This window comes from Pantoea sp. SGAir0418 (assembly GCF_043529865.1).
On record NZ_CP027911.1, the window covers coordinates 1,381,262 to 1,405,025 of the forward strand.

Below are 23,764 nucleotides of genomic sequence, written 5' to 3' on the forward strand. Positions count from 1 at the left end.
GTGCGTTTATACGGGCAGGGTTGTGGCGCAGGATAAAAAAAAGCACGCCCGGGCGGGCGTGCTGATGCGGAGCGGGGAAGGGGATTAGCCTTCAGCCTGCTGCGACTGAATCGCCGTCAGCGCAATGGTGTAGACGATATCATCGACCAGCGCACCGCGTGACAGGTCGTTAACCGGTTTGCGCATGCCCTGCAGCATCGGCCCGATGGAGATCAGGTCGGCAGAACGCTGCACCGCTTTGTAAGTGGTGTTACCGGTGTTGAGATCCGGGAAGATAAATACCGTCGCACGTCCGGCCACCGCTGAGTTCGGCGCTTTAGACTTGGCGACGTCTTCCATGATCGCGGCGTCGTACTGCAGCGGGCCATCGATCACCAGATCCGGGCGTTTTTCCTGCGCAATGCGCGTTGCTTCACGCACTTTCTCTACGTCACTACCGGCACCGGAGTTACCGGTAGAGTAGGAGATCATCGCTACGCGTGGATCGATGCCGAAGGCTTTGGCGGAGTCGGCAGACTGAATCGCGATCTCGGCCAGCTGTTCCGGATTAGGATCCGGGTTGATGGCGCAGTCACCGTACACCAGCACCTGTTCTGGCAGCAGCATGAAGAACACTGAGGAGACCAGCGAGCTGTTCGGCGCGGTTTTGATCAGCTGCAACGGCGGACGAATGGTGTTGGCGGTGGTGTGAACCGCGCCCGAGACCAGACCGTCAACTTCGCCGCTTTCCAGCATCATGGTGCCCAGCACCACGTTATCTTCCAGCTGCTCCTGCGCGACCACTTCGGTCATGCCTTTGCTCTTACGCAGCTCAACCAGGCGCGGCACGTAGTTGTCACGCACCACCTGCGGATCGACAATTTCAATGCCTTTGCCGAGCTCAACGCCCTGCGCTGCGGCCACGCGCTGAATCTCATCCGGATTGCCCAGCAGCACACAGGTGGCGATGCCGCGCTCGGCACAAATCGCCGCCGCTTTAACGGTGCGCGGTTCGTCGCCTTCCGGCAGGACGATGCGCTTGCCGGCTTTACGCGCCAGCTCGGTGAGCTGATAACGGAATGCCGGCGGTGACAGACGACGGCTGCGTTCGGATGTGGCGGTCAGTGATTCAACCCAGTCAGCATTGATAAAGCCGGCCACGTACTCCTGCACTTTTTCAATGCGCTGCGTGTCGTCAGCCGGCACTTCCAGATTGAAGCTCTGCAGGCTGAGCGAGGTTTGCCAGGTGTTGGTTTTTACCATGAACACCGGCAGGCCGGTCTGGAAGGCGCGTTCGCACAGACGGGCGATCGGCGCTTCAATCTGATAGCCGCCGGTCAGCAGCACTGCACCAATTTCGATGCCGTTCATCGCCGCCAGACAGGCCGCCACCAGCACGTCAGGACGGTCGGCTGAGGTCACAAGCAGCGAGCCCGGACGAAAGTGCTCCAGCATATGCGGGATGCTGCGCGCGCAGAAGGTGACGGATTTGACGCGACGCGTGTGGATTTCACCTTCGTTGATGATCTCCGCGTTGAGATGGCGGCACATATCAATGGCGCGCGTCGCGATCAGATCAAAGCTCCACGGCACGCAGCCCAGCACCGGCAGCGGGCTGTTGGCGAACAGTTGCTTAGGATCGATGTTGGCGATGCTGGCTTTCGAGGAGTCGTCGAAAATTTCTGACAAATCCGGACGGGTGCGGCCCTGCTCATCCACCGGCGCGTTGAGTTTGTTGATGATGACGCCAGTGATGTTTTTGTTTTTGCTGCCGCCGAAGCTGCTCTGCGTCAGTTCGATGCGCTCTTTCAGCTGTGCCGGTGAGTCGTTACCCAGCGACATGACGAAGACGATTTCCGCGTTCAGCGTTTTGGCAATTTCATAGTTCAGCGCCGAGGCAAACTGATGTTTGCGCGTCGGAACCAGGCCTTCCACCAGCACCACTTCCGCATCTTTGGCGTTGGCGTGGTAGTTGGCGATGATCTCTTCCATCAGCACATCCTGCTGGTTAGAACCCAGCAGCGACTCAACGCGAGACATTGGCAGCGGAACCGCGGCCGGAATAGCGGAGTTTTTGCGAATGATGGTGGTGGTCTGGTCTGGCGCATCGCCGCCAGCGCGCGGCTGGGCGATCGGTTTGAACACGCTCAGGCGCACGCCTTTGCGCTCCATGGCACGAATCACGCCAAGGCTGACGCTGGTCAGGCCGACGCTGGTGCCGGTAGGAATAAGCATAATTGTACGTGACACTATAGAAACCTCGCGGTGTTACAGGGTGTCAAAAACAACACCGTCAGCCGAAGCTGACGGAGAGAAACATTACGCGGTGAGGCGCGCGGCGTCCTGGGCGATGACCCACTCTTCATTGGTTGGAATCACCACCGCCGGGCGGGTACCTTCTTTATTGATGAAGCCGGATTTGCCGAAGCGTGCAGCCAGGTTGCGCTCGTGGTCAACCTCGAAGCCAAGCAGACCCAGTTTGTCCAGCGCCAGCTCACGCACCATCGCCGCGTTTTCACCGATACCGCCGGTAAACACTACCGCATCCAGACGGCCTTCCATCAGCGCGGTGTAGCTGCCGATGTACTTCGCCAGGCGGTGACAGAACACATCCATCGCACGTTTGGCATCGTCTTTGGTGGCGTAGTTATCTTCCACGTAACGGCAGTCGCTGGTGACTTCGGTCAGGCCCAGCAGGCCGGACTCTTTGGTCAGCAGTTTGTTGATCGCATCGACGCTCATGCCCAGCGTATCGTGCAGGAAGAAGACGATAGCCGGATCGATGTCACCGCTGCGGGTGCCCATCACCAGACCTTCCAGCGGCGTCAGACCCATTGAGGTATCTACGCACTGGCCGTTACGGATGGCCGCCACAGAACCGCCGTTGCCGAGATGGCAGGTGATGATGTTCAGCTCGCTGACCGGCTTGTTCAGCATTTTGGCGGCTTCCTGCGTCACATAGTAGTGACTGGTGCCATGCGCGCCGTAACGACGTACGCCGTGCTCTTTATACAGGTTGTACGGCAGGGCATAGAGATAGGACTCTTCCGGCATAGTCTGATGGAAGGCGGTGTCGAAAACGGCGACATTTTTATCCGACAGGTGCGGGAAGTTTTTCATGGCTTCGTCGATGCCGATCAGGTGCGCCGGATTGTGCAGTGGCGCGAAGGACGACGCGTCTTTGATGCCCTGAATGACGGACTCGTCAATCACCACCGATTGCGTCAGCTGCTCGCCGCCGTGAACGATACGATGGCCGATTGCAGCGATTTGTGCCGAAAGCTCTGGTTTTTGTGCCAGAATAGTTTTAACGATGAAGTTCAGCGCTTCGCTGTGCGCTGCGCCCGCGCCGAGCGGGGCTTCCTGTTTGCTGCCGTCCAGTTTCCACTTGATGCGCGCTTCCGGCAGGTGGAAACACTCCGCCAGACCGGAAAGGTATTCGTCACCGCTGGCTGGATTGAGAATGGCAAACTTAAGAGAGGAGCTGCCGCAGTTGAGGACCAGTACTAACTTCGTCGACATGGAAGTACCTATTTTGTTAAATAGTGGCTAAAAATAACGCAATCAGACTAACAGCGTAGCCTATGAAAGCTGGTAGATTAATGATTAACATCATGCGCTAGTCAAAAAAGAAACGACACGCAAAAAATTTCGGTAATTTTACGCAGATTTTTGAAATCCACGAAGCGAAACATGGCTCCAGCGCGCTCTTTTATTGAGCTGCGGCTTCCGGTAATGTTGCAAAAACGGCGTCAGAATACCCACTGTGACCCGCAAAGACAAAATCTTTTGAAGGATGTCACGTAAAGTTGTGTAGTTATAAAATTTTTTTAAATGTTGCAGTAATAGTTGAGGTCTACCATGGCGAATGACGCAGGCAATCCAGGCTGGTTCGGCTTATTTCAGCGCGGCCAGCACTACATGAAAACCTGGCCCGCCGACAAACGTCTGGCGCCGGTGTTTCCTGAGAACCGTGTGGTGACGGCAACCCGCTTTGCGATTCGCTTTATGCCACCGCTGGCCATTTTTACGCTGACGTGGCAAATCGCGCTCGGCGGGCAACTCGGCCCGGCGATTGCCACCGCGCTGTTTGCCTGTAGCCTGCCGATGCAGGGATTATGGTGGCTGGGTAAACGTTCCGTCACGCCGCTGCCGCCAACGCTGCTGCACTGGTTCCACGAAGTGCGCGCCAAACTGGAAGAGGCCGGACAGGCCATTGCCCCCGTCGACGGCAAGCCGACTTACCAGGCGCTGGCGGATGTGCTCAAGCGTGCTTTTAAGCAGCTCGACCGTACTTTCCTCGACGATCTTTGATCAAATGGCGCTTTTCTCTGCCAGAGAATTTGCGCCCAATCCCGGTTCAAATCAAAGAATAGTGATGCGGACATACACGCATCGCTTTCGTTGTGTAATCATTTCTGCATTGTTTAAATCTTAAGCGGCCCTGCGGCCCGGGAGTAAACCATGGAAATGACCCATGCACAGCGACTGATTCTTTCTAATCAATACCAGATGATGGCGATGCTTGAGCCGGATAACGCCGAGCGCTATCGCCGCTATCAGACCATCATTGAACGCGGCTACGGACTGCAATTGCGCGAACTGGACAAAGAGTTCGGCGAACTGAGCGAGGCGACCTGCCGTACGCTGATCGACATTATGGAAATGCATCATGCGCTGCATGTTTCCTGGTCCAATCACAAAGCGCCGTGCAACATTGAAGAGCGTCGCCTGGCGTTTCTCGGCTTCGACGCGGCCACCGAAGCGCGTTACCTCGGCTATGTGCGCTTTATGGTTAATGTGGAAGGGCGCTATACCCATTTCGATTCCGGCACCCACGGCTTCAATGCGCAAACCCCGATGTGGGAAAAATACCAACGCATGCTGGCGGTGTGGCACACTTGTCCGCGTCAGTATCACCTCAGCGAGAATGAGATCGCGCAAATCCTCAATGCCTGAATAAGGAGCAACGTGTGAAGTACAGGGGTTTTCTGTTTGATTTAGACGGGACGCTGGTGGATTCACTGCCTGCCGTGAATCGCGCCTGGTCACGCTGGGGCGCGCGCCACGGCCTGGCCGCGCAGCAGGTGCTGGACTACATTCACGGCAAACCGGCGATCAACTCGCTGCGCCACTTTATGGCGGGCCAGTCTGAAGCAGCGATCCAGGCCGAATTTCGCTGGCTGGAGCAGCTGGAAGCAGAAGACACAGCAGGCGTGCAGGCGATTGCCGGTGCACACGCGTTGCTGGCCACCCTGAACGCACTCGACATTCCCTGGGCGATTGTGACCTCGGGATCGATCCCGGTGGCGCACGCCCGTCATAAAGCGGCCGGCTTACCGCTGCCGGAAGTGTTTATTACCGCCGAGAACATTAAATTCGGCAAGCCTAATCCTGAACCTTATTTACTGGGTGCTGAGCGGCTCGGGCTTTCTGCGCCAGAATGCGTGGTGGTAGAAGATGCCCCGGCGGGCATTATCGCCGGGCTGGAAGCGGGCAGCGCGGTGGTGGCGGTCAATCCGCCGGCCGATACTCCGCGCCTGAGCGAAGTGGCGCTGCAGGTGGAAAATCTGCAGCCGCTGCGCATCAGTAAACAGCCGGACGGTTATTTCAGCGTGACGCTCCGCGCCTGAAACAGTCTACGCTGAGCGGCGCAGGTTACAGCGGCGTATCCTGGGAAATTTCATCCAGCGACAGGCTGAAGCTGGGGATGAAGACTTCAACAAAGTAATCCATCTCCGGCGATCGCCGCTGCGCCAGCGTCTTCTCCAGACGGGCTTTGGCCAGCAGAAACTCGTTGTTGCCGGCCGACAGTTCTTCAAGGCACTTGAGGTAGGCGCACAGCGCATCAGCCTGTTTCACCACCGCCTGCTCGCTCTCGCTATGCAGGTGCTCATCCAGCAGCGGACGATACGCGTCCTGCAATTCAGGCGGCAGCATCTCAATCAGCTTGTGCTGCGCAATCTTTTCGATCTTCTTGTATTCATGGGCAATCTGCGCGTTGTAGTACTTCACCGGCGTGGGCAGATCGCCGGTCAGCACTTCGCTGGCATCGTGATACAGCGCCAGCATGGCGATGCGATCGGCATTCAGATTGCCGTTAAATTTTTTGTTTTTAATGATGGCCAGCGCGTGCGCCACCATGGCGACCTGCAGACTGTGCTCGGAGACATTTTCCGTGCGCACATTGCGCATCAGCGGCCAGCGGTTGATGAGTTTCAGGCGGGAGAGGTGGGCGAAAAAGTGGCTACGGGTCATGGACGGTTCCTGTTGCACGGCGGGGAGCTTGTGCGGCTCCCCGAAAGTCAAACAGTATACGCGTCACAGATTACTGGCGATAGCCTTGCAGGAAGCGACCAAACTTGTTGATCGCCATCTCGAGGTCGTCCACGCGCGGCAGGGTAACGATGCGCACGTGATCCGGCCACGGCCAGTTAAAGGCGGTGCCCTGCACCAGCAGCACTTTTTCCTGCAGCAGGAAATCCAGCACCATTTTCTGGTCGTCCATGATGTTGAACTTCTTCGCATCGATGCGCGGGAACATATACAGCGCGCCCTGCGGCTTCACGCAGCTGACGCCGGGAATATCGTTGATCAGTTCCCAGGCGCGCTGGCGCTGCTCGAACAGCCGTCCACCCGGCGCGATAAACTCGCTGATGCTTTGATAGCCGCCCAGCGCAGTCTGAATGGCATGCTGCGCTGGCACGTTAGCGCACAGACGCATCGAGGCCAGCATCTCCAGACCTTCGATATAGCCTTTGGCGTGCTTCTTCGGTCCGTTCAGAACCATCCAGCCCTGGCGGAAACCGGCCACGCGGTAGGTTTTGGACAGCCCGTTGAAGGTCACGGTTAGCAGATCCGGTGCCAGCGCGGCAATCGAATGATGCTGGGCTTCGTCATACAGAATCTTGTCGTAGATCTCGTCGGCGAAGATGATCAGGTTATGCTGGCGGGCGATCTCCACGATCTCCAGCAGCAGCTCTTTGCTGTACACCGCACCGGTCGGGTTGTTGGGGTTGATGATCACGATCCCGCGGGTACGCGGTGTGATTTTGCTGCGGATATCATCCAGATCCGGGAACCAGCCCGCGGATTCGTCGCACAGATAGTGCACCGCTTTGCCGCTCGACAGCGAAACCGCCGCCGTCCACAGCGGATAATCTGGCGCGGGCACCAGCATCTCATCGCCGCTGTTCAGCAGCGCCTGCATCGCCTGTACGATCAGTTCAGACACACCGTTGCCAATATAGATATCTTCTACCGTAACGTCGCGCATGTCGCGCGCCTGGTAGTGCTGCATGATGGCTTTACGTGCTGAATAGAGGCCTTTCGAGTCGCAATAGCCTTGCGCGCCCGGCAGGTTACGAATCACGTCTACCAGGATTTCATCAGGGGCTTCAAAACCAAACGGGGCAGGGTTGCCGATGTTGAGTTTGAGAACTTTGTTGCCTTCTTCTTCGAGACGTTTAGCTTCTTTCAGTACCGGGCCACGAATGTCGTAACAGACATTTTCCAGCTTGCCGGATTTATCAATTTGAAAATTCATCGTTACCGCCTTAATGGGCAGAGTCCTTTTAACCTGCCACTAAAATCAAACCTGCTCAATTTACTCCTCTCACCGTAACAAAAGAAGGGCAGCGCTGGGTTTTGGCGCGATAGCCAGGCTTTGCCGGATTCAGTGGCGCGAAACGCATTTTTAACTATTAAAACTGGTTTAATTATCTATTAAAATGGCAGGAATCAACATTAAATGCTTACGCTGATCGGGTCGCCTGTAAACCGGGATATCCAGCCGCGCGCCGCGCCATTCAGCAATTTTTCATTTAACTGCGGTCTGAGGAATGGTTAGCGACTTGATGAAATAGTTAAAGGAATCTTGTTAGATGCCGAAAAAATGTGCAGCAATGATTAAGCACTATCTGGCATGAGGCGATGACGACGGTTATTTGCTTTGCCAGGCGGTTGAAACCAGGCCCCGTCAGCCGGGGATAAAACCGCGTGGCAGCGGCTTAAATAGCATTTACGCTGTCACTTTAACGCTTATCATTCAGTTTAAGAACCAGGCGGGTTAAAAAATCAGCAGCGTTGTGGCAGGATGTGCCGGAAATGGCTTTTGGTCAAAAATTACGATGTTTTGAACAAAAACATTTCCATTTATAGCGTAAAAATGATTAAGTATAATTTATTATTTGATGCACTTTATCGCTTCGCATCAGCATAACAAGATGTTATTCCTTTTTGCCCCGCAGGACAGTTTGGCGGGAAACCAGGCAACTACACAGCTTCCAGCAACGTTCTACTGACGTCCCTGGCCCAGGAAGTTGTTCTGACTTTTACGACGCCATTGCCCGTTTTGCGGTGATGTGTTCGTCGGCATCCGCCTGACTCGATTTTTTCATGAGCGCCTTCACACAGGGCGATCATTAAGCACCATTACCACTTATCTCATTGATAAGTATGGTAATACACCAGGGTAGTAGTTTCAAAAAATCTTATAAGTGAAGAAATAACATGACTAATGCAAATCGTCCGATACTGAATCTCGACCTCGATCTGCTGCGTACTTTTGTCGCCGTTGCTGACCTGAATACCTTTGCAGCCGCTGCTGCAGCAGTATGCAGAACGCAATCAGCCGTAAGCCAGCAGATGCAACGTCTGGAACAATTGGTAGGTAAAGAGCTGTTTGCCAGACATGGACGTAACAAATTGCTGACTGAGCATGGCATTCAGCTGCTTGGCTACGCCAGGAAGATCCTGCGTTTCAACGATGAAGCCTGCACTTCTTTAATGTACAGCAATATCCAGGGCGTGCTGACGATTGGCGCGTCTGACGATACCTCTGATACCATTCTGCCGTTTCTGCTTAACCGCGTAACGTCAGTGTATCCGAAACTGGCAATCGACGTCCGCGTGAAGCGTAATCCGTTTATGATGGAGATGCTGAACCAGGGCGAAGTGGATCTGGTGGTGACCACCTCCAGTCCGGGTAACTTCACCTACCAGGTGCTGCGCACCTCACCAACACTGTGGTACTGCGCGGCAGACTATATTTTCCAGCGTGGTGAAGCCATTCCGCTGGTGCTGCTGGATGAGCCAAGCCCGTACCGTGACATGGCGATCGATCATCTCAACGAAGCGGGTATCCCGTGGCGTATCTCCTACGTGGCTTCCACGCTGGCGGCGGTACGTGCGGCGGTAAAAGCGGGGCTGGGTGTCACCGCGCGTCCGGTTGAAATGATGAGCCCGGAGCTGCGCGTGATGGGGGCGGCAGAAGGCCTGCCGGTGCTGCCGGATACGCAATATCTGCTGTGCCGTAATCCGGACAGCGATAATGAGCTGGCACTGGCCATCTTCAACGCGATGCAGTCCACTAACGATCCTTACAATCTGAGCGCGAATCCGGACGGTACGCTGCTGCTGGATGATGAAGAGTAAGGTTGACCGTTACTGGTAATCCGTCACAACCGGCATGCCAGATAATTGTTAAAAGTTAGAGAAAAGAGCCTTAGCCTGATGAAAATCAGCTAAGGCTTTTTTTATGGCGGTTATTTCCGCTTTTTTAGCACGATTAGCACCTGATAATTTCACTAACTTCCTGAAAAGTGAAATGTGTTTCATTTTCATCCTGCGCGGAATTTATTTATCATTTCGTGCCAACTTTATCTCCGTCTTTCGTCAGACCGCCTGCCGGTTTTTCCAGCAAAAAACGTCAATATGTGTTCTGGATCAAAAAAATACCCCCGATAAGGGGGGGGAAATCCGCGCAAGACCTGTCAAACTATGATTGTTAAACGCACGATCCATGCATGTGAATACCCGCTACACTGAAATTAACCGTACAAACTGAAGCGATTTAGCTGGCGCTCAGGGGTGCATATGTTAATAATATGATGCGGGTGTAAATTAATGTTTGGATACTTTTGTCAAAGTTGACAAAAGGTTATAGAAAGGAGTAAAAAACCCCATAAAATTGCTGCTTAATTGATAAAGACAGCAAAGTTTATAAGGTTTTTTATCCTTCCCTTGAATCGATGTGGTGTGTTTGCTGCGACAGTGCAGGATGCCATCGCCACTTTTGATGAGTAAGCAAAGAGTATGTCAACAACCACAGAAGTCATCGCTCATCACTGGGCGTTTATTGTTTTCATTGTTATCGCGTTTGGCCTGTGTGCCTTTATGTTAACCGGTGGCTGGTTGTTAGGTGGACGTGCACGCGCGCGCCATAAAGACACGCCGTTTGAATCCGGTATCGAATCCGTCGGTGATACCCATATCCGCCTCTCGGCAAAATTCTATCTGGTTGCGATGTTTTTCGTCATTTTCGACGTCGAAGCCCTCTATCTATACGCATGGTCGACCTCCATTCGCGAAAGCGGCTGGGTCGGCTTTGTCGAAGCCGCAATTTTCATTTTGGTGCTCCTGGCAGGCCTGGTTTATCTGGTGCGCATCGGTGCGCTGGATTGGGCGCCTGCGCGTCGTCGCGTAGTCGTCAAATCGAGCCCGGTCAGCCACAGTCACACCAACCCTCATAAGCAGTAAAAGCGAGGCAATAAGATGGACTACACGCTGACACGCGTAGACCCGAACGGGGGCGATAACGACCGTTATCCCCTGCAGAAACAGGAGATTGTTACCGATCCTCTGGAGCAGCACGTTCATCGCAGCGTCTATATGGGCAAGCTCGAGCACGCCCTGCATGACATGGTGAACTGGGGTCGTAAAAACTCTCTCTGGCCGTATAACTTCGGCCTTTCCTGTTGCTACGTGGAAATGACCACGTCATTCACCGCAGTACATGATGTGGCGCGTTTCGGTGCGGAAGTAATGCGCGCCTCGCCACGTCAGGCTGACTTTATGGTGATCGCCGGTACGCCGTTTACCAAAATGGCGCCGGTGATTCAGCGTTTGTATGATCAGATGCTGGAACCAAAATGGGTGATTTCGATGGGGGCCTGCGCCAATTCCGGCGGCATGTATGACATCTATTCGGTGGTGCAGGGTGTGGATAAATTCCTGCCGGTTGATGTGTATATCCCGGGTTGTCCGCCACGTCCGGAAGCTTACATGCAGGCGCTGCTGCTGCTGCGTGAGTCCATCGGCAAAGAACGTCGTCCACTCTCGTGGGTGGTTGGCGATCAGGGCGTGTATCGCGCCAATATGCAGTCTGAGCGTGAAAGAAAGCGCGGTGAGCGTATTGCCGTCACCAACCTGAGAACCCCAGACGAAGTTTAAGCACCCCGTACACGGATGGAGCCACGGCCGCAGCAGATAATGACAACGTAGTGTGTGCCGCCATCCTGACGCCTTCTTTTGAGTGCCTGATTACAGGCCGGAATGGTGAGTAACGTATGACAGATTTAACCACGCAAGATCTCGCTCAGCCTGCATGGCAAACCCGGGATCACCTGGATGATCCGGTGATCGGCGAGCTGCGTAACCGTTTTGGGCCGGATGCCTTTACCGTTCAGGCCACCCGCACCGGCATTCCGGTCGTCTGGGTGAAGCGTGAACAGCTACTGGAAATTATTGAATTCCTGCGTAAGCTGCCGAAGCCGTACGTCATGCTCTATGACCTGCACGGTTTCGATGAGCGTTTACGTACCCACCGCGCCGGTCTGCCCGCCGCGGATTTTTCCGTTTTCTATCACCTGCTGTCGATTGAACGCAACCGCGACATCATGCTCAAGGTGGCGCTGTCTGAAAACGATCTGAATGTGCCCACCATCACCAAAATTTTCGCCAACGCCAACTGGTACGAGCGCGAAACCTGGGAGATGTTTGGTATCACCTTCAACGGCCACCCGCACCTGACGCGCATCATGATGCCGCAGACCTGGGAAGGGCACCCGCTGCGTAAAGACTACCCGGCGCGCGCCACCGAGTTCGATCCTTTCACGCTGACTAAGCAGAAAGAAGATCTGGAGATGGAGTCACTAACCTTCAAGCCGGAAGACTGGGGCATGAAGCGTGGCACCACCAATGAGGACTTCATGTTCCTCAACCTCGGTCCGAACCACCCTTCAGCGCACGGTGCGTTCCGCATCATTCTGCAGCTGGATGGCGAAGAGATCGTCGACTGCGTTCCGGACGTGGGTTACCACCATCGCGGCGCGGAGAAGATGGGCGAGCGTCAGTCGTGGCACAGCTATATTCCGTATACCGACCGTATCGAGTACCTCGGTGGTTGCGTAAACGAAATGCCGTACGTACTGGCGGTGGAAAAGCTGGCGGGCATCACCGTGCCGGATCGCGTGAATGTGATTCGCGTGATGCTGTCAGAGCTGTTCCGTATCAACAGCCACCTGCTGTACATCTCCACCTTTATTCAGGACGTCGGTGCCATGACACCGGTGTTCTTTGCCTTTACCGACCGTCAGAAAATCTATGACGTAGTGGAAGCGATCACCGGTTTCCGTATGCACCCGGCGTGGTTCCGCATCGGCGGTGTGGCGCACGATCTGCCGAAAGGCTGGGAGCGTCTGCTGCGCGAGTTCCTAGACTGGATGCCGAAGCGTCTGAAAGAGTACGACAAAGCTGCGCTGCGCAACACCGTGCTGATGGGCCGTTCGCAGGGCGTGGCCGCCTATAACATGGACGAAGCGCTGGCGTGGGGCACCACCGGTGCCGGTCTGCGCGCCACCGGTCTGGACTTCGACGTGCGTAAATGGCGTCCCTATTCCGGCTATGAAAACTTCGACTTCGAGGTGCCGGTCGGCGCCGGTATCAGCGACGCTTACACCCGTGTGCAGTTGAAGATGGAAGAGATGTGGCAGTCGCTGCGTATCCTTGAGCAGTGCCTGAAAAACATGCCGGAAGGGCCGTTTAAAGCCGATCATCCGCTGACCACGCCGCCACCGAAAGAGCGCACGCTGCAGCACATTGAAACCCTGATTACGCACTTCCTGCAGGTTTCGTGGGGCCCGGTAATGCCGGCCAACGAATCGTTCCAGATGATTGAAGCGACGAAAGGGATCAACAGCTACTACCTGACCAGCGATGGCAGCACCATGAGCTACCGCACCCGCGTGCGTACGCCGAGCTTCCCGCATCTGCAGCAGATCCCTTCGGTGATCCGCGGCAGCCTGGTATCCGACCTGATCGTGTACCTCGGTAGTATCGATTTTGTTATGTCAGACGTGGACCGCTAATTATGCACGATCAAAAAATTGCCATTCAAACCATCGACCCGACTGAGGTCTTTGTGCTGAGCGAGGCCGAGCACCACGCTATTGAGCATGAAAAACATCACTATGAAGATGCGCGCGCGGCGTCGATTGAAGCGCTGAAGATCGTGCAGAAGCAGCGCGGCTGGGTGCCGGACGGTGCCATCAACGCGATTGCTGAGGTACTGGGCATTCCGGCCAGCGACGTAGAAGGTGTGGCGACGTTTTACAGCCAGATCTACCGTACGCCGGTTGGCCGCCACGTGATTCGCTACTGCGACAGCGTGGTGTGCCACATCACCGGTTACCAGGGCATTCAGGCGGCGCTGGAGCAAAACCTGAACATTAAGCCAGGACAAACCACGCCGGATGGCCGCTTTACGCTGCTGCCAACCTGCTGCCTCGGCAACTGTGACAAAGGCCCGACCATGATGGTGGATGAAGATACCCACGTTCACCTGACGCCGGAAGGCATCGCCAACCTGCTGGAGCAGTATCAATGACCATTAAACAGATCATTCGTACTGCGGAAACCCATCCGCTGACCTGGCGTCTGCGTGACGACAAACAGCCAGTATGGTTCGATGAATACCGCAGTAAAAACGGCTACGTTGGCGCCGATAAAGCGCTGAAGGGCATGAGCCAGGACGAGATCGTCGCTGCAGTGAAGGATTCCGGCCTGAAAGGGCGCGGCGGTGCGGGCTTCAGCACCGGCCTGAAATGGAGCCTGATGCCCAAAGATGAATCCATGAACATCCGTTACCTGCTGTGTAACGCCGATGAGATGGAACCTGGCACTTATAAAGACCGCCTGCTGATGGAGCAGTTGCCGCACCAGTTGGTGGAAGGCATGCTGATCAGTGCGTTTGCGCTGAAAGCCTACCGTGGCTACATCTTCCTGCGCGGTGAATACATCGAAGCCGCGGAAAATCTGCGTCGTGCCATCGCCGAAGCTACTGCCGCGGGCTATCTCGGTAAAAACATTCTCGGTACCGGCTTCGATTTCGAACTGTTTGTTCACACCGGTGCGGGCCGCTATATCTGCGGCGAAGAGACCGCGCTGATCAACTCGCTGGAAGGGCGCCGCGCTAACCCTCGTTCCAAGCCGCCGTTCCCGGCCAGTGCTGGCGTCTGGGGCAAACCGACCTGCGTCAACAACGTTGAGACGCTGTCCAACGTGCCGGCGATCTTCCTGAATGGCGTGGAGTGGTACAAAAACATCTCCAGCAGTGAAGACACCGGCACCAAGATGATGGGCTTCTCCGGCCGGGTGAAAAATCCGGGCGTATGGGAGCTGCCGTTTGGTACCACCGCACGCGAAATCCTTGAGGATTATGCCGGCGGTATGCGCGATGGCCTCAAGTTCAAAGCCTGGCAGCCGGGCGGAGCCGGTACCGACTTCCTGACCGAGCAGCACCTCGACCTGCCGATGGAATTTGCCAGCATCGGCAAAGCCGGCAGCCGTCTGGGTACCGCGCTGGCGATGGCGGTCGACCACGAAATCAATATGGTGTCGCTGGTACGCAACCTCGAAGAGTTCTTTGCGCGCGAGTCGTGCGGCTGGTGTACGCCGTGCCGTGACGGTCTGCCGTGGAGCGTGAAGATCCTGCGTGCGCTGGAGCAGAAAAAAGGCCAGCCGGGGGATATCGAAACCCTGCTGCAGCTGTGCCGCCAGCTCGGTCCGGGCAAGACGTTCTGCGCCCACGCACCGGGTGCCGTTGAGCCACTGCAGAGCGCGATTAAATATTTCCGTGACGAGTTTGAAGCTGGCATTGCGCCGCAGGTGTTTGGCAATACCCGCGCCATTGGCGGGATTCAGCCTAACCTGCTGAAAGCGCGCTGGTAAGCCGCCGTCGTACACGGAATAGCCCGGGCCTGAGGCTGCGGGGCAGGAATTAGATGTTTAACGCTCGTCTGCGGACGAGCCTTACGGAAGCATGTTCACTATGGCTACAATCCATGTAGACGGTAAAGAATATGATGTGAACGGAGCGGACAACCTGCTGCAGGCGTGTCTGTCTCTGGGCCTTGATATTCCTTATTTTTGCTGGCATCCGGCGCTGGGAAGCGTGGGAGCCTGCCGCCAGTGCGCGGTGAAGCAATTCCAGAATGCCGAAGATACCCGTGGTCGTCTCGTCATGTCCTGCATGACGCCTGCGTCTGACGGCACCTTTATCTCCATCGACGATGGCGAAGCGAAAGAGTTTCGTGAAAGCGTGGTGGAGTGGCTGATGACCAACCACCCGCACGACTGTCCGGTGTGCGAAGAGGGCGGTAACTGTCACCTGCAGGATATGACGGTAATGACGGGACACAGCTTCCGTCGCTACCGTTTTACCAAGCGTACCCATCAGAATCAGGATCTCGGGCCGTTTATCTCGCATGAGATGAACCGCTGTATCGCCTGTTACCGCTGCGTGCGCTACTACAAAGATTACGCCGATGGCAAAGATCTCGGCGTGTACGGCGCGCATGACAACGTCTACTTTGGCCGTCCGGAAGATGGCACGCTGGAGAGCGAATTCTCCGGTAACCTGGTAGAAATCTGCCCGACCGGCGTGTTCACCGATAAAACCCACTCTGAACGCTATAACCGTAAGTGGGATATGCAGTTTGCGCCCAGCATCTGCCAGCAGTGCAGCGTGGGTTGTAACACCAGCCCGGGCGAGCGCTATGGCGAGCTGCGTCGTATCGAAAACCGCTACAACGGATCGGTGAACCACTACTTCCTGTGCGACCGTGGCCGTTTCGGCTATGGCTACGTGAACCGTAAAGATCGTCCGCGTCATCCGGAACAGCTGCGCGGCACTGACCGTATCACGCTGAACGCAGAACAGGCGGTTAATGCCGCCGCGGATATCCTGCGTCAGGCGAAGAAGGTGATCGGTATCGGTTCGCCACGCGCCAGTATCGAAAGCAACTTCGCGCTGCGCGAACTGGTGGGCGCGGAAAACTTCTCAACCGGTATGCCGGCAGCTGAGCAGGCGCGGGTTGAGCTGATGCTGAAAGTGCTGCAGCAGGGCGGCATTTACACGCCATCGCTGCGTGAAATTGAAAGCTATGACGCCGTGCTGGTGCTGGGTGAAGATCTGACTCAGGTCGGTGCCCGCGTGGCGCTGTCGGTGCGTCAGGCCGTTAAAGGTAAAGCACGCGAAATGGCCGCCGCTCAGAAAGTCGCGGACTGGCAGATCGCCGCCATCCTCAACATTGGTCAGCATGCCAAACATCCGCTGTTTGTCACTAACGTTGATGAAACCCGTCTCGATGATATCGCCGCATGGAGCTATCGCGCACCGGTGGAAGATCAGGCGCGCCTGGGCTTCGCCATCGCGCATGCGCTGGATGACAGCGCACCGGCGGTTAGCGACTTTGACAGCAGCCTGAATGGCAAGCTGGACGTGGTGGTACAGGCGCTGGCCGGCGCGAAAAAACCGCTGATCATTTCCGGCACCCACTCAGGCAGCACGGCAATGATTGAAGCGGCAGCCAACGTGGCTAAAGCGCTGAAAGCGCGCGGTGCCGACGTGGGTATTACCTTCCTCGCCGGCGCGGCCAACAGCTTTGGTCTCGGCCTGATGGGCGGCCAGTCGCTGGACAGCGCGCTGGAGCAGCTGGACAAAGGCGAAGCGGAAGCGCTGGTGGTGCTGGAGAACGATCTCTACCGTCACGCACCGAAAGCCACCGTCGATGCAGCACTGCATAACACCGCGCACGTGATCGTGGTTGATCATCAACGCACGGCCACGCTGGAGAAAGCCGGTCTGGTGCTCTCCACCGCCAGCTTTGCCGAGAGCGACGGCACCTCCATCAACCATGAAGGTCGCGCCCAGCGCTTCTTCCAGGTTTACGATCCGGCCTACTACGACGATAGCGTGGTGATGCTGGAGAGCTGGCGCTGGCTGCATTCGCTGCACAGCGCTGTCGAGAGCCGCCAGATTGACTGGACGCAGCTCGATCACGTGATTGATGCCGCGATTGTGGCGCTGCCGCAGCTGAAAGGGATTAAGGACGCGGCGCCGGACGCCAGCTTCCGTATTCGTGGCCAGAAACTGGCGCGTTCACCGCATCGTGCCAGTGGCCGTACCGCCGCGCGCGCCAACATCAGCGTGCACGAACCGCGTCAGCCGCAGGATAAAGACACCATGTTTGCCTTCTCCATGGAAGGTAACAACCAGCCGTCGGCACCGCGTTCGCAGATTCCTTTTGCCTGGGCACCAGGCTGGAACTCACCGCAGGCGTGGAACAAGTTCCAGGCGGAAGTGGGCGGTAAACTGCGTCATGGCGATCCGGGCGTGCGTCTGTTTGAAGCCAGCGAAAGTGCACTGGACTGGTTCAGCCAGGTTCCGGCACGCTTCGTGGGCGGCAGCCAGTATCGCGTGGCACCTTACTATCAGCTGTTTGGTAGTGAAGAGATGACGCAGCGCTCGCCAACCTTCCAGAAACGCATGGCACCGGCCGCGCTGGTGATCAACCCGGCAGATGCTGAGAAGCTGGGCGTTAACAACGGTGCGTCCGTGGAACTGGTTTGCGCCGGTGAAACGCTGCGTCTGCCGGTGCGCTTCTCTGCGGCACTGCAGGCGGGGCAGGTGGGTCTGCCGCTCGGCATGCCGGGTGTACCGCCGTTCCTCGCGGGTGCGCAAATTGACAAACTGCAGGAGGCAGCGCAATGAGCTGGCTGACACCGGACGTTATTGACATCATCCTGCAGGTGGTGAAAGCCATTGTGATCCTGTTGGTGGTGGTGGCCTGTGGTGCCTTCATGAGCTTTGCCGAGCGTCGTCTGCTCGGCCTGTGGCAGAACCGTTATGGACCGAACCGTGTAGGCTGGGGCGGCTCGCTGCAGCTGGCGGCGGACATGATCAAAATGTTCTTTAAAGAGGACTGGGTTCCGCCGTTTACCGATCGCTTCATCTTTACCCTGGCACCGGTCATCGCCTTCGTTTCGCTGCTGCTGGCGTTTGCGATTGTGCCGGTTTCGCCGAGCTGGATGGTCACCGACCTGAACATCGGTCTGCTGTTCTTCCTGATGATGGCGGGTCTGGCGGTATACGCCGTACTGTTCGCGGGCTGGTCGAGTAACAACAAATACTCGCTGCTCGGTGCAATGCGTGCCTCCGCGCAGACCCTGAGCTACGAAGTGTTCCTTGGCCTGTCACTGATGGGCGTGGTGGCGCAGGCAGGTTCCTTTAACCTGAACGCCATCGTTGAGAGCCAGACGCACCTGTGGAACATCATCCCGCAGTTCTTTGGCTTCGTGACCTTCTGTATTGCCGGCGTCGCGGTGTGCCACCGTCATCCGTTTGACCAGCCGGAAGCGGAACAGGAACTGGCCGACGGTTACCACATCGAATATGCCGGGATGAAGTTCGGCCTGTTCTTTGTCGGTGAGTACGTGGCCATTACTACCGTATCGGCGCTGATCGTCACCCTGTTCTTCGGTGGCTGGCACGGTCCGTTCCTGCCGCCGTTCATTTGGTTCGCCCTGAAAACGGCGTTCTTTATGGTGATGTTTATCCTGATTCGTGCTGCGCTGCCGCGTCCACGCTATGACCAGGTGCTGTCGTTCGGCTGGAAAGTATGTCTGCCGTTGACGTTATTGAACCTGCTGGCCACTGCCGCAGTGATTCTGTACAACGCGCAGTAAGGGGTTTTGAGATGACTTTAAAAGATATTGTCGTTGGCTTCGGCACGACAGTGCGCAGTATCTGGATGATTGGCATGCATGCCTTCGCCAAGCGCGAAACCCAGATGTATCCGGAAGAGCCGGTTTATCTGCCGCCGCGCTACCGTGGCCGTATCGTGCTGACGCGCGATCCGGACGGCGAAGAGCGCTGCGTGGCCTGTAACCTGTGCGCCGTTGCCTGCCCGGTCGGCTGTATTTCGCTGCAGAAAGCGGAGATGCAGGATGGCCGCTGGTATCCGGAATTTTTCCGCATCAACTTCTCGCGCTGCATCTTCTGTGGTTTATGTGAAGAAGCGTGCCCGACCACCGCGATTCAGCTGACGCCGGACTTCGAACTCGGTGAGTTCAAGCGTCAGGATCTGGTGTATGAGAAGGAAGACCTGCTGATTTCCGGTCCGGGTAAATATCCGGAGTACAACTTCTACCGCATGGCAGGTATGGCGATCGACGGTAAAGACAAAGGCGACGCGGAAAACGAAGCCAAACCGATCGACGTTAAAGGCTTATTACCTTAAGGAGCCAGGTATGGAATTTGCGTTTTATCTTTGCGGACTGGTGGCGGTGCTGACGACATTGCGCGTCATCACCCACACCAATCCGGTACATGCGCTGCTGTACCTGATTGTTTCGCTACTGTCGATTGCCGGCGTGTTCTTTTCAATGGGTGCCTATTTTGCCGGTGCGCTGGAGATCATCGTCTATGCCGGTGCCATCATGGTGCTGTTTGTGTTCGTAGTGATGATGCTCAACCTGGGCAAAACCCAGCAGGATCAGGAGCGCGAATGGCTGAAGCCGTCGCTGTGGATCGGTCCGGGCATTGTCTCGCTGCTGCTGCTGGTGGTGATGATCTACGCCATCCTGACCGCAACCGATCAGGGTATTGACGGCACCGTCATCGATGCCAAAGCGGTGGGCATCAATCTGTTTGGCCCGTATGTTCTGGCGGTTGAGCTGGCGTCAATGCTGCTGCTGGCCGGTCTGGTGGTGGCGTTCCATATCGGACGTGAAGATCGTCAGGGCGAAGTGCTGAGCAACCGCGTGTCAGACGCGGCGGCCAATAAGGAGGAGCACGCATGATCCCGTTACAACACGGCCTGATTCTGGCTGCTGTGCTGTTTGTTCTCGGCCTGACCTCGCTGGTACTGCGCCGCAACCTGCTGTTTATGCTGATCGGTCTGGAGATCATGATCAATGCCGCGGCGCTGGCGCTGGTGGTGGCAGGCAGCTACTGGGGACAAGCCGACGGTCAGGTGATGTATATCCTGGCAATCAGCCTCGCGGCGGCGGAAGCCAGTATTGGTCTGGCGCTGCTGCTCCAGCTCTATCGTCGTCGTCAGACGCTGAACATTGACACAGTGAGCGAGATGCGCGGATGAATCTTCTCTATTTAACCGTATTATTTCCGCTGATTGGCTTCCTGCTATTGGCGTTTTCCCGTGGTCGCTGGTCGGAGAACCTGTCGGCTGCGGTGGGGATGGGTTCAGTGGGCCTTGCGGCGCTGACCACCGTATTTGTGGGTGTGGACTTCTTTAGTCATGGCCAGCAGCCATTTACTCAGGCGCTGTGGACCTGGATGCACGTGGGTAACTTTGACATCAAAGTGAACCTGGTGCTGGATGGTCTGTCGCTGACCATGCTGTCGGTGGTCACCGGCGTCGGCTTCTTCATCCACATGTTCGCTTCGTGGTACATGCGCGGTGAAGAGGGTTATTCACGCTTCTTCGCTTACACTAACCTGTTCATCGCGAGCATGGTGGTGCTGGTGCTGGCCGATAACCTGATGCTGATGTACCTGGGCTGGGAAGGGGTAGGGCTGTGTTCCTACCTGCTGATTGGCTTCTACTACAGCAATCCGGAAAACGGCAAAGCGGCGATGAAAGCCTTCATCATCACCCGTGTCGGTGACGTGTTCCTCGCCTTTGCGTTGTTCATTCTCTACAACGAACTGGGTACGCTGAACTTCCGTGAGCTGATGGAGCTGGCCCCGGCGCACTTCGCGGCGGACAACCACATGCTGCAGTGGGCGACGCTGATGCTGCTGGGCGGTGCCGTGGGTAAATCGGCACAGCTGCCGTTGCAGACGTGGCTGGCCGATGCGATGGCCGGTCCGACGCCGGTCTCCGCGCTGATCCACGCTGCCACCATGGTAACCGCAGGCGTCTATCTGATTGCCCGCACCCACGGTCTGTTCCTGCTGACGCCGGAAGTGCTGCATCTGGTGGGTATCGTTGGTGCGATTACGCTGGTGCTGGCGGGCTTCGCCGCGCTGGTGCAGACCGACATCAAACGCGTGCTGGCTTACTCCACCATGAGTCAGATCGGCTACATGTTCCTGGCGCTGGGCGTACAGGCGTGGGACGCTGCGATTTTCCACCTGATGACCCATGCGTTCTTCAAGGCGCTGCTGTTCCTCTCCTCCGGTTCCGTGATTCTGGCCTGTCATCACGAGCAGAACATTTTCAAAATGGGCGGTCTGCGTAAGAGCATCCCGCTGGTGTATGTCTGCTTCCTGGTGGGCGGTGCTGCGCTGGCCGCGCTGCCGCTGATTACCGCCGGCTTCTATAGTAAGGACGAGATTCTGTTCGGTGCGCTGGCTAACGGTCACATCAATCTGATGGTCGCCGGTCTGGTGGGTGCATTCCTTACCTCAATCTACACCTTCCGCATGATCTTCATCGTGTTCCACGGCGAAGAGAAAATTCATGCGCATGCCGGTAAAGGCATTACGCATCATCTGCCGCTGATTGTGCTGCTGGTACTCTCGACCTTCGTTGGCGCGCTGATTACGCCTCCGCTGGCGGGCGTGCTGCCACAGAACGAGTTTGGTGAAACCGGCAAAGTGGCGCTGGAAATCACCTCGGGTGCCGTGGCGATTATCGGAATCCTGATTGCCGCCGCGCTGTGGCTGGGCAAACGTCAGCTGGTCACCCGCATCGCCAACAGCGCGCCGGGCCGTTTCTTCGGCACCTGGTGGTTTGCGGCCTGGGGCTTCGACTGGCTGTACGACAAGGTATTTGTTAAACCGTACCTTGGCATTGCCTGGCTGCTGCAGCGCGATCCGCTCAATTCACTGATGAACCTGCCGGCGCTGCTGTCGCGCATCGGTAATAAAGGTCTGGTGGTGAGTGAGAACGGCTATCTGCGCTGGTATATCGCGTCGATGAGCGTCGGTGCCGTGGTGGTGCTGGCGCTGATGCTGGTGATTTAACGATTGATGAGCGGGGCGCGCGATGGTTTAGCGCCCCACGTAAGAATGTTCAAAATTGTCTGATGCACGGGTGAGATCAACGCAGTCAGTTTGGTGTTCGTCAGCGCAGCAACCGGCGCGTAGTAATACGTGAACGTTGCCCGCGCGGGCGAGGCGAAACAGGCGCGTCCGATAGCCTGAACGAAGACGAAAATAGGGAATGTACGCCGTGTTATTACCTTGGCTAATAATTATACCCTTTGTTGGGGGCTTGCTTTGCTGGCTGGCTGAGCGCCTTGGCGCGAAGGTGCCGCGCTGGATTGCCCTGATCACCATGGGGCTGACGCTGGCGCTGGGCCTGCAGCTGTGGCTGCAGGGCGGCTATTCGCTGACGCAGGCTGCGGGCCTGCCGCAGTGGCAGTCGACTTTCCTGGTGTCGTGGATCCCACGCTTTGGCATTAATTTCCATCTGGCGCTGGATGGCCTGTCGCTGCTGATGGTGGTGCTGACCGGCCTGCTGGGTCTGATGGCGGTTCTCTGCTCGTGGAATGAAATCGAAAAGTATCAGGGCTTCTTCCACCTCAACCTGATGTGGATTCTCGGCGGCGTGATCGGCGTGTTCCTCGCCATCGACATGTTCCTGTTCTTCTTCTTCTGGGAAATGATGCTGGTGCCGATGTACTTCCTCATCGCGCTCTGGGGTCACAAAGCGTCTGACGGGAAAACCCGTATCAGCGCGGCAACCAAATTCTTCATCTACACCCAGGCGTCAGGTCTGGTGATGCTGATTGCCATTCTGGCGCTGGTGTTCGTGCACTACAACGCCACTGGCGTCTGGACGTTCAGCTATGAAGAGCTGCTGAAAACGCCGATGTCACACACCGTTGAGTATCTGCTGATGCTCGGCTTCTTCATCGCCTTTGCGGTGAAAATGCCGGTGGTACCACTGCACGGCTGGCTGCCGGATGCCCACAGCCAGGCACCGACCGCCGGTTCGGTTGACCTTGCCGGTATCCTGCTGAAAACTGCGGCTTACGGCCTGCTGCGTTTTAGCCTGCCGCTGTTCCCGAATGCCTCGGCGGAGTTCGCACCGATCGCCATGTGGCTCGGCATCATCGGTATCTTCTACGGCGCCTGGATGGCGTTCTCGCAGACCGATATCAAACGCCTGATCGCCTACACCTCGATTTCGCACATGGGCTTCGTGCTGATTGCCATCTACACCGGCAGCCAGCTGGCGTTCCAGGGCGCGGTGGTGCAGATGATTGCGCACGGCCTGTCGGCCGCGGCGCTGTTCATCCTGTGCGGTCAGCTGTATGAACGTCTGCATACCCGTGACATGCGCCAGATGGGCGGCCTGTGGTCGCGCATCAAGTGGATTCCGGGCCTGTCGCTGTTCTTTGCCGTGGCCAACCTCGGTATGCCGGGCACCGGTAACTTTGTGGGTGAGTTCATGATTCTGACCGGCAGCTATCAGGTGGTGCCGTTGATTATCGTGATTGCCACCTTCGGCCTGGTATTTGCCTCGGTGTACTCGCTGATCATGATGCAGCGCGCTTACTACGGCGAAGCCAAATCAAAAGAGCCGCTGGCTGGAATGTCGCCGCGCGAATTCCTGACCATCGGTGTACTGGTCGTGCTGCTGGTGCTGCTGGGCGTTTATCCGCAGCCAATCCTCGACACGTCCCATGCTGCGATGAGCAATATTCAGCAGTGGTTTACCGCTTCAATTTCAACTACAAGGCCGTAATT

20 protein-coding genes and 1 pseudogene are annotated in these 23,764 nt (G+C 56.7%); 16 read left to right on the forward strand and 5 right to left on the reverse strand.

Going from position 1 to position 23,764, the window contains the following annotated elements:
* Positions 1-84 precede the first annotated feature (84 nt).
* Together pta and ackA are read right to left on the reverse strand one after the other, a co-directional pair.
* Positions 85-2,229: a phosphate acetyltransferase gene (pta, locus tag C1N84_RS06280; RefSeq protein WP_176428128.1), complete on the reverse strand. Its 2,145-nt coding sequence runs from the start codon at positions 2,227-2,229 to the stop codon at positions 85-87.
* 69 nt (positions 2,230-2,298) lie between these two features.
* Complete coding sequence (gene ackA / locus C1N84_RS06285; protein WP_021509203.1) at positions 2,299-3,501, reverse strand: acetate kinase; 1,203 nt, start codon at positions 3,499-3,501, stop codon at positions 2,299-2,301.
* A 339-nt stretch (positions 3,502-3,840) separates the two neighbouring features.
* Between ackA and yfbV the strand changes: the two genes are divergently transcribed.
* The 3 genes from yfbV to C1N84_RS06300 all read left to right on the forward strand — a co-directional run bounded on the left by yfbV (position 3,841) and on the right by C1N84_RS06300 (position 5,612).
* Positions 3,841-4,293 carry a terminus macrodomain insulation protein YfbV gene (gene yfbV, locus C1N84_RS06290; RefSeq protein ID WP_021509204.1) on the forward strand — a complete coding sequence of 151 codons (453 nt, stop codon included), beginning with the start codon at positions 3,841-3,843 and terminating at the stop codon, positions 4,291-4,293.
* Between the two features lie 150 nt (positions 4,294-4,443).
* Positions 4,444-4,938 (forward strand): YfbU family protein, encoded by a 495-nt coding sequence (locus C1N84_RS06295; protein ID WP_021509205.1) that lies wholly within the window; start codon positions 4,444-4,446, stop codon positions 4,936-4,938.
* 14 nt (positions 4,939-4,952) lie between these two features.
* Entirely contained in the window at positions 4,953-5,612 is a 660-nt protein-coding gene (locus tag C1N84_RS06300; protein ID WP_264442558.1) for a sugar phosphatase, read from the forward strand.
* A gap of 25 nt (positions 5,613-5,637) precedes the next feature.
* Here the strand turns inward: C1N84_RS06300 and yfbR are convergent, their stop codons facing one another.
* Both yfbR and C1N84_RS06310 read right to left on the reverse strand, forming a co-directional pair.
* The gene (gene yfbR, locus C1N84_RS06305) at positions 5,638-6,237 is read right to left on the reverse strand and encodes a 5'-deoxynucleotidase (protein ID WP_021509207.1); all 600 of its coding nucleotides are present in this window, start codon (positions 6,235-6,237) and stop codon (positions 5,638-5,640) included.
* Positions 6,238-6,307: 70 nt separating this feature from the next.
* The gene (locus C1N84_RS06310; RefSeq protein ID WP_058769910.1) at positions 6,308-7,525 is read right to left on the reverse strand and encodes a pyridoxal phosphate-dependent aminotransferase; all 1,218 of its coding nucleotides are present in this window, start codon (positions 7,523-7,525) and stop codon (positions 6,308-6,310) included.
* 965 nt (positions 7,526-8,490) lie between these two features.
* Between C1N84_RS06310 and lrhA the strand changes: the two genes are divergently transcribed.
* Positions 8,491-9,414, forward strand: a complete 924-nt coding sequence (lrhA, locus tag C1N84_RS06315; protein WP_021509211.1) for a transcriptional regulator LrhA — start codon at positions 8,491-8,493, stop codon at positions 9,412-9,414.
* A 48-nt stretch (positions 9,415-9,462) separates the two neighbouring features.
* Here lrhA and C1N84_RS06320 read toward each other — a convergent pair whose 3' ends face one another.
* Complete coding sequence (locus C1N84_RS06320; RefSeq protein WP_021509212.1) at positions 9,463-9,597, reverse strand: hypothetical protein; 135 nt, start codon at positions 9,595-9,597, stop codon at positions 9,463-9,465.
* 477 nt (positions 9,598-10,074) lie between these two features.
* Here C1N84_RS06320 and C1N84_RS06325 point away from each other — a divergent pair, with 477 nt between their 5' ends.
* The 12 genes and pseudogenes from C1N84_RS06325 to nuoM all read left to right on the forward strand — a co-directional run bounded on the left by C1N84_RS06325 (position 10,075) and on the right by nuoM (position 23,762).
* Positions 10,075-10,518 (forward strand): NADH-quinone oxidoreductase subunit A, encoded by a 444-nt coding sequence (locus C1N84_RS06325; RefSeq protein WP_021509213.1) that lies wholly within the window; start codon positions 10,075-10,077, stop codon positions 10,516-10,518.
* A gap of 15 nt (positions 10,519-10,533) precedes the next feature.
* Entirely contained in the window at positions 10,534-11,211 is a 678-nt protein-coding gene (locus C1N84_RS06330; protein ID WP_021509214.1) for a NuoB/complex I 20 kDa subunit family protein, read from the forward strand.
* Between the two features lie 116 nt (positions 11,212-11,327).
* On the forward strand, positions 11,328-13,127 hold the full coding sequence (gene nuoC, locus C1N84_RS06335) for an NADH-quinone oxidoreductase subunit C/D (protein WP_031280036.1): 1,800 nt from the start codon (positions 11,328-11,330) through the stop codon (positions 13,125-13,127).
* Positions 13,102-13,645, forward strand: a pseudogene (gene nuoE / locus C1N84_RS06340) (NADH-quinone oxidoreductase subunit NuoE). The gene nuoC and the pseudogene nuoE overlap by 26 nt, the downstream one beginning before the upstream one ends.
* Positions 13,646-13,647: 2 nt before the next feature.
* On the forward strand, positions 13,648-14,988 hold the full coding sequence (nuoF, locus tag C1N84_RS06345; protein WP_031280037.1) for an NADH-quinone oxidoreductase subunit NuoF: 1,341 nt from the start codon (positions 13,648-13,650) through the stop codon (positions 14,986-14,988).
* Between the two features lie 100 nt (positions 14,989-15,088).
* The gene (gene nuoG / locus C1N84_RS06350) at positions 15,089-17,812 is read left to right on the forward strand and encodes an NADH-quinone oxidoreductase subunit NuoG (protein WP_058780305.1); all 2,724 of its coding nucleotides are present in this window, start codon (positions 15,089-15,091) and stop codon (positions 17,810-17,812) included.
* The gene (nuoH, locus tag C1N84_RS06355) at positions 17,809-18,786 is read left to right on the forward strand and encodes an NADH-quinone oxidoreductase subunit NuoH (protein WP_021509219.1); all 978 of its coding nucleotides are present in this window, start codon (positions 17,809-17,811) and stop codon (positions 18,784-18,786) included. Before nuoG ends, nuoH begins: the two co-directional genes overlap by 4 nt.
* Positions 18,787-18,797: 11 nt before the next feature.
* Entirely contained in the window at positions 18,798-19,340 is a 543-nt protein-coding gene (gene nuoI, locus C1N84_RS06360; protein ID WP_021509220.1) for an NADH-quinone oxidoreductase subunit NuoI, read from the forward strand.
* Positions 19,341-19,350: 10 nt separating this feature from the next.
* Positions 19,351-19,902, forward strand: coding sequence for an NADH-quinone oxidoreductase subunit J (gene nuoJ / locus C1N84_RS06365; protein ID WP_264442576.1), 552 nt, complete (start codon positions 19,351-19,353; stop codon positions 19,900-19,902).
* On the forward strand, positions 19,899-20,201 hold the full coding sequence (gene nuoK, locus C1N84_RS06370) for an NADH-quinone oxidoreductase subunit NuoK (RefSeq protein WP_013509877.1): 303 nt from the start codon (positions 19,899-19,901) through the stop codon (positions 20,199-20,201). Before nuoJ ends, nuoK begins: the two co-directional genes overlap by 4 nt.
* The gene (gene nuoL / locus C1N84_RS06375) at positions 20,198-22,033 is read left to right on the forward strand and encodes an NADH-quinone oxidoreductase subunit L (RefSeq protein ID WP_058775806.1); all 1,836 of its coding nucleotides are present in this window, start codon (positions 20,198-20,200) and stop codon (positions 22,031-22,033) included. The genes nuoK and nuoL overlap by 4 nt, the downstream gene beginning before the upstream one ends.
* Positions 22,034-22,241: 208 nt before the next feature.
* On the forward strand, positions 22,242-23,762 hold the full coding sequence (gene nuoM, locus C1N84_RS06380; RefSeq protein ID WP_031280038.1) for an NADH-quinone oxidoreductase subunit M: 1,521 nt from the start codon (positions 22,242-22,244) through the stop codon (positions 23,760-23,762).
* Positions 23,763-23,764: the final 2 nt, after the last annotated feature.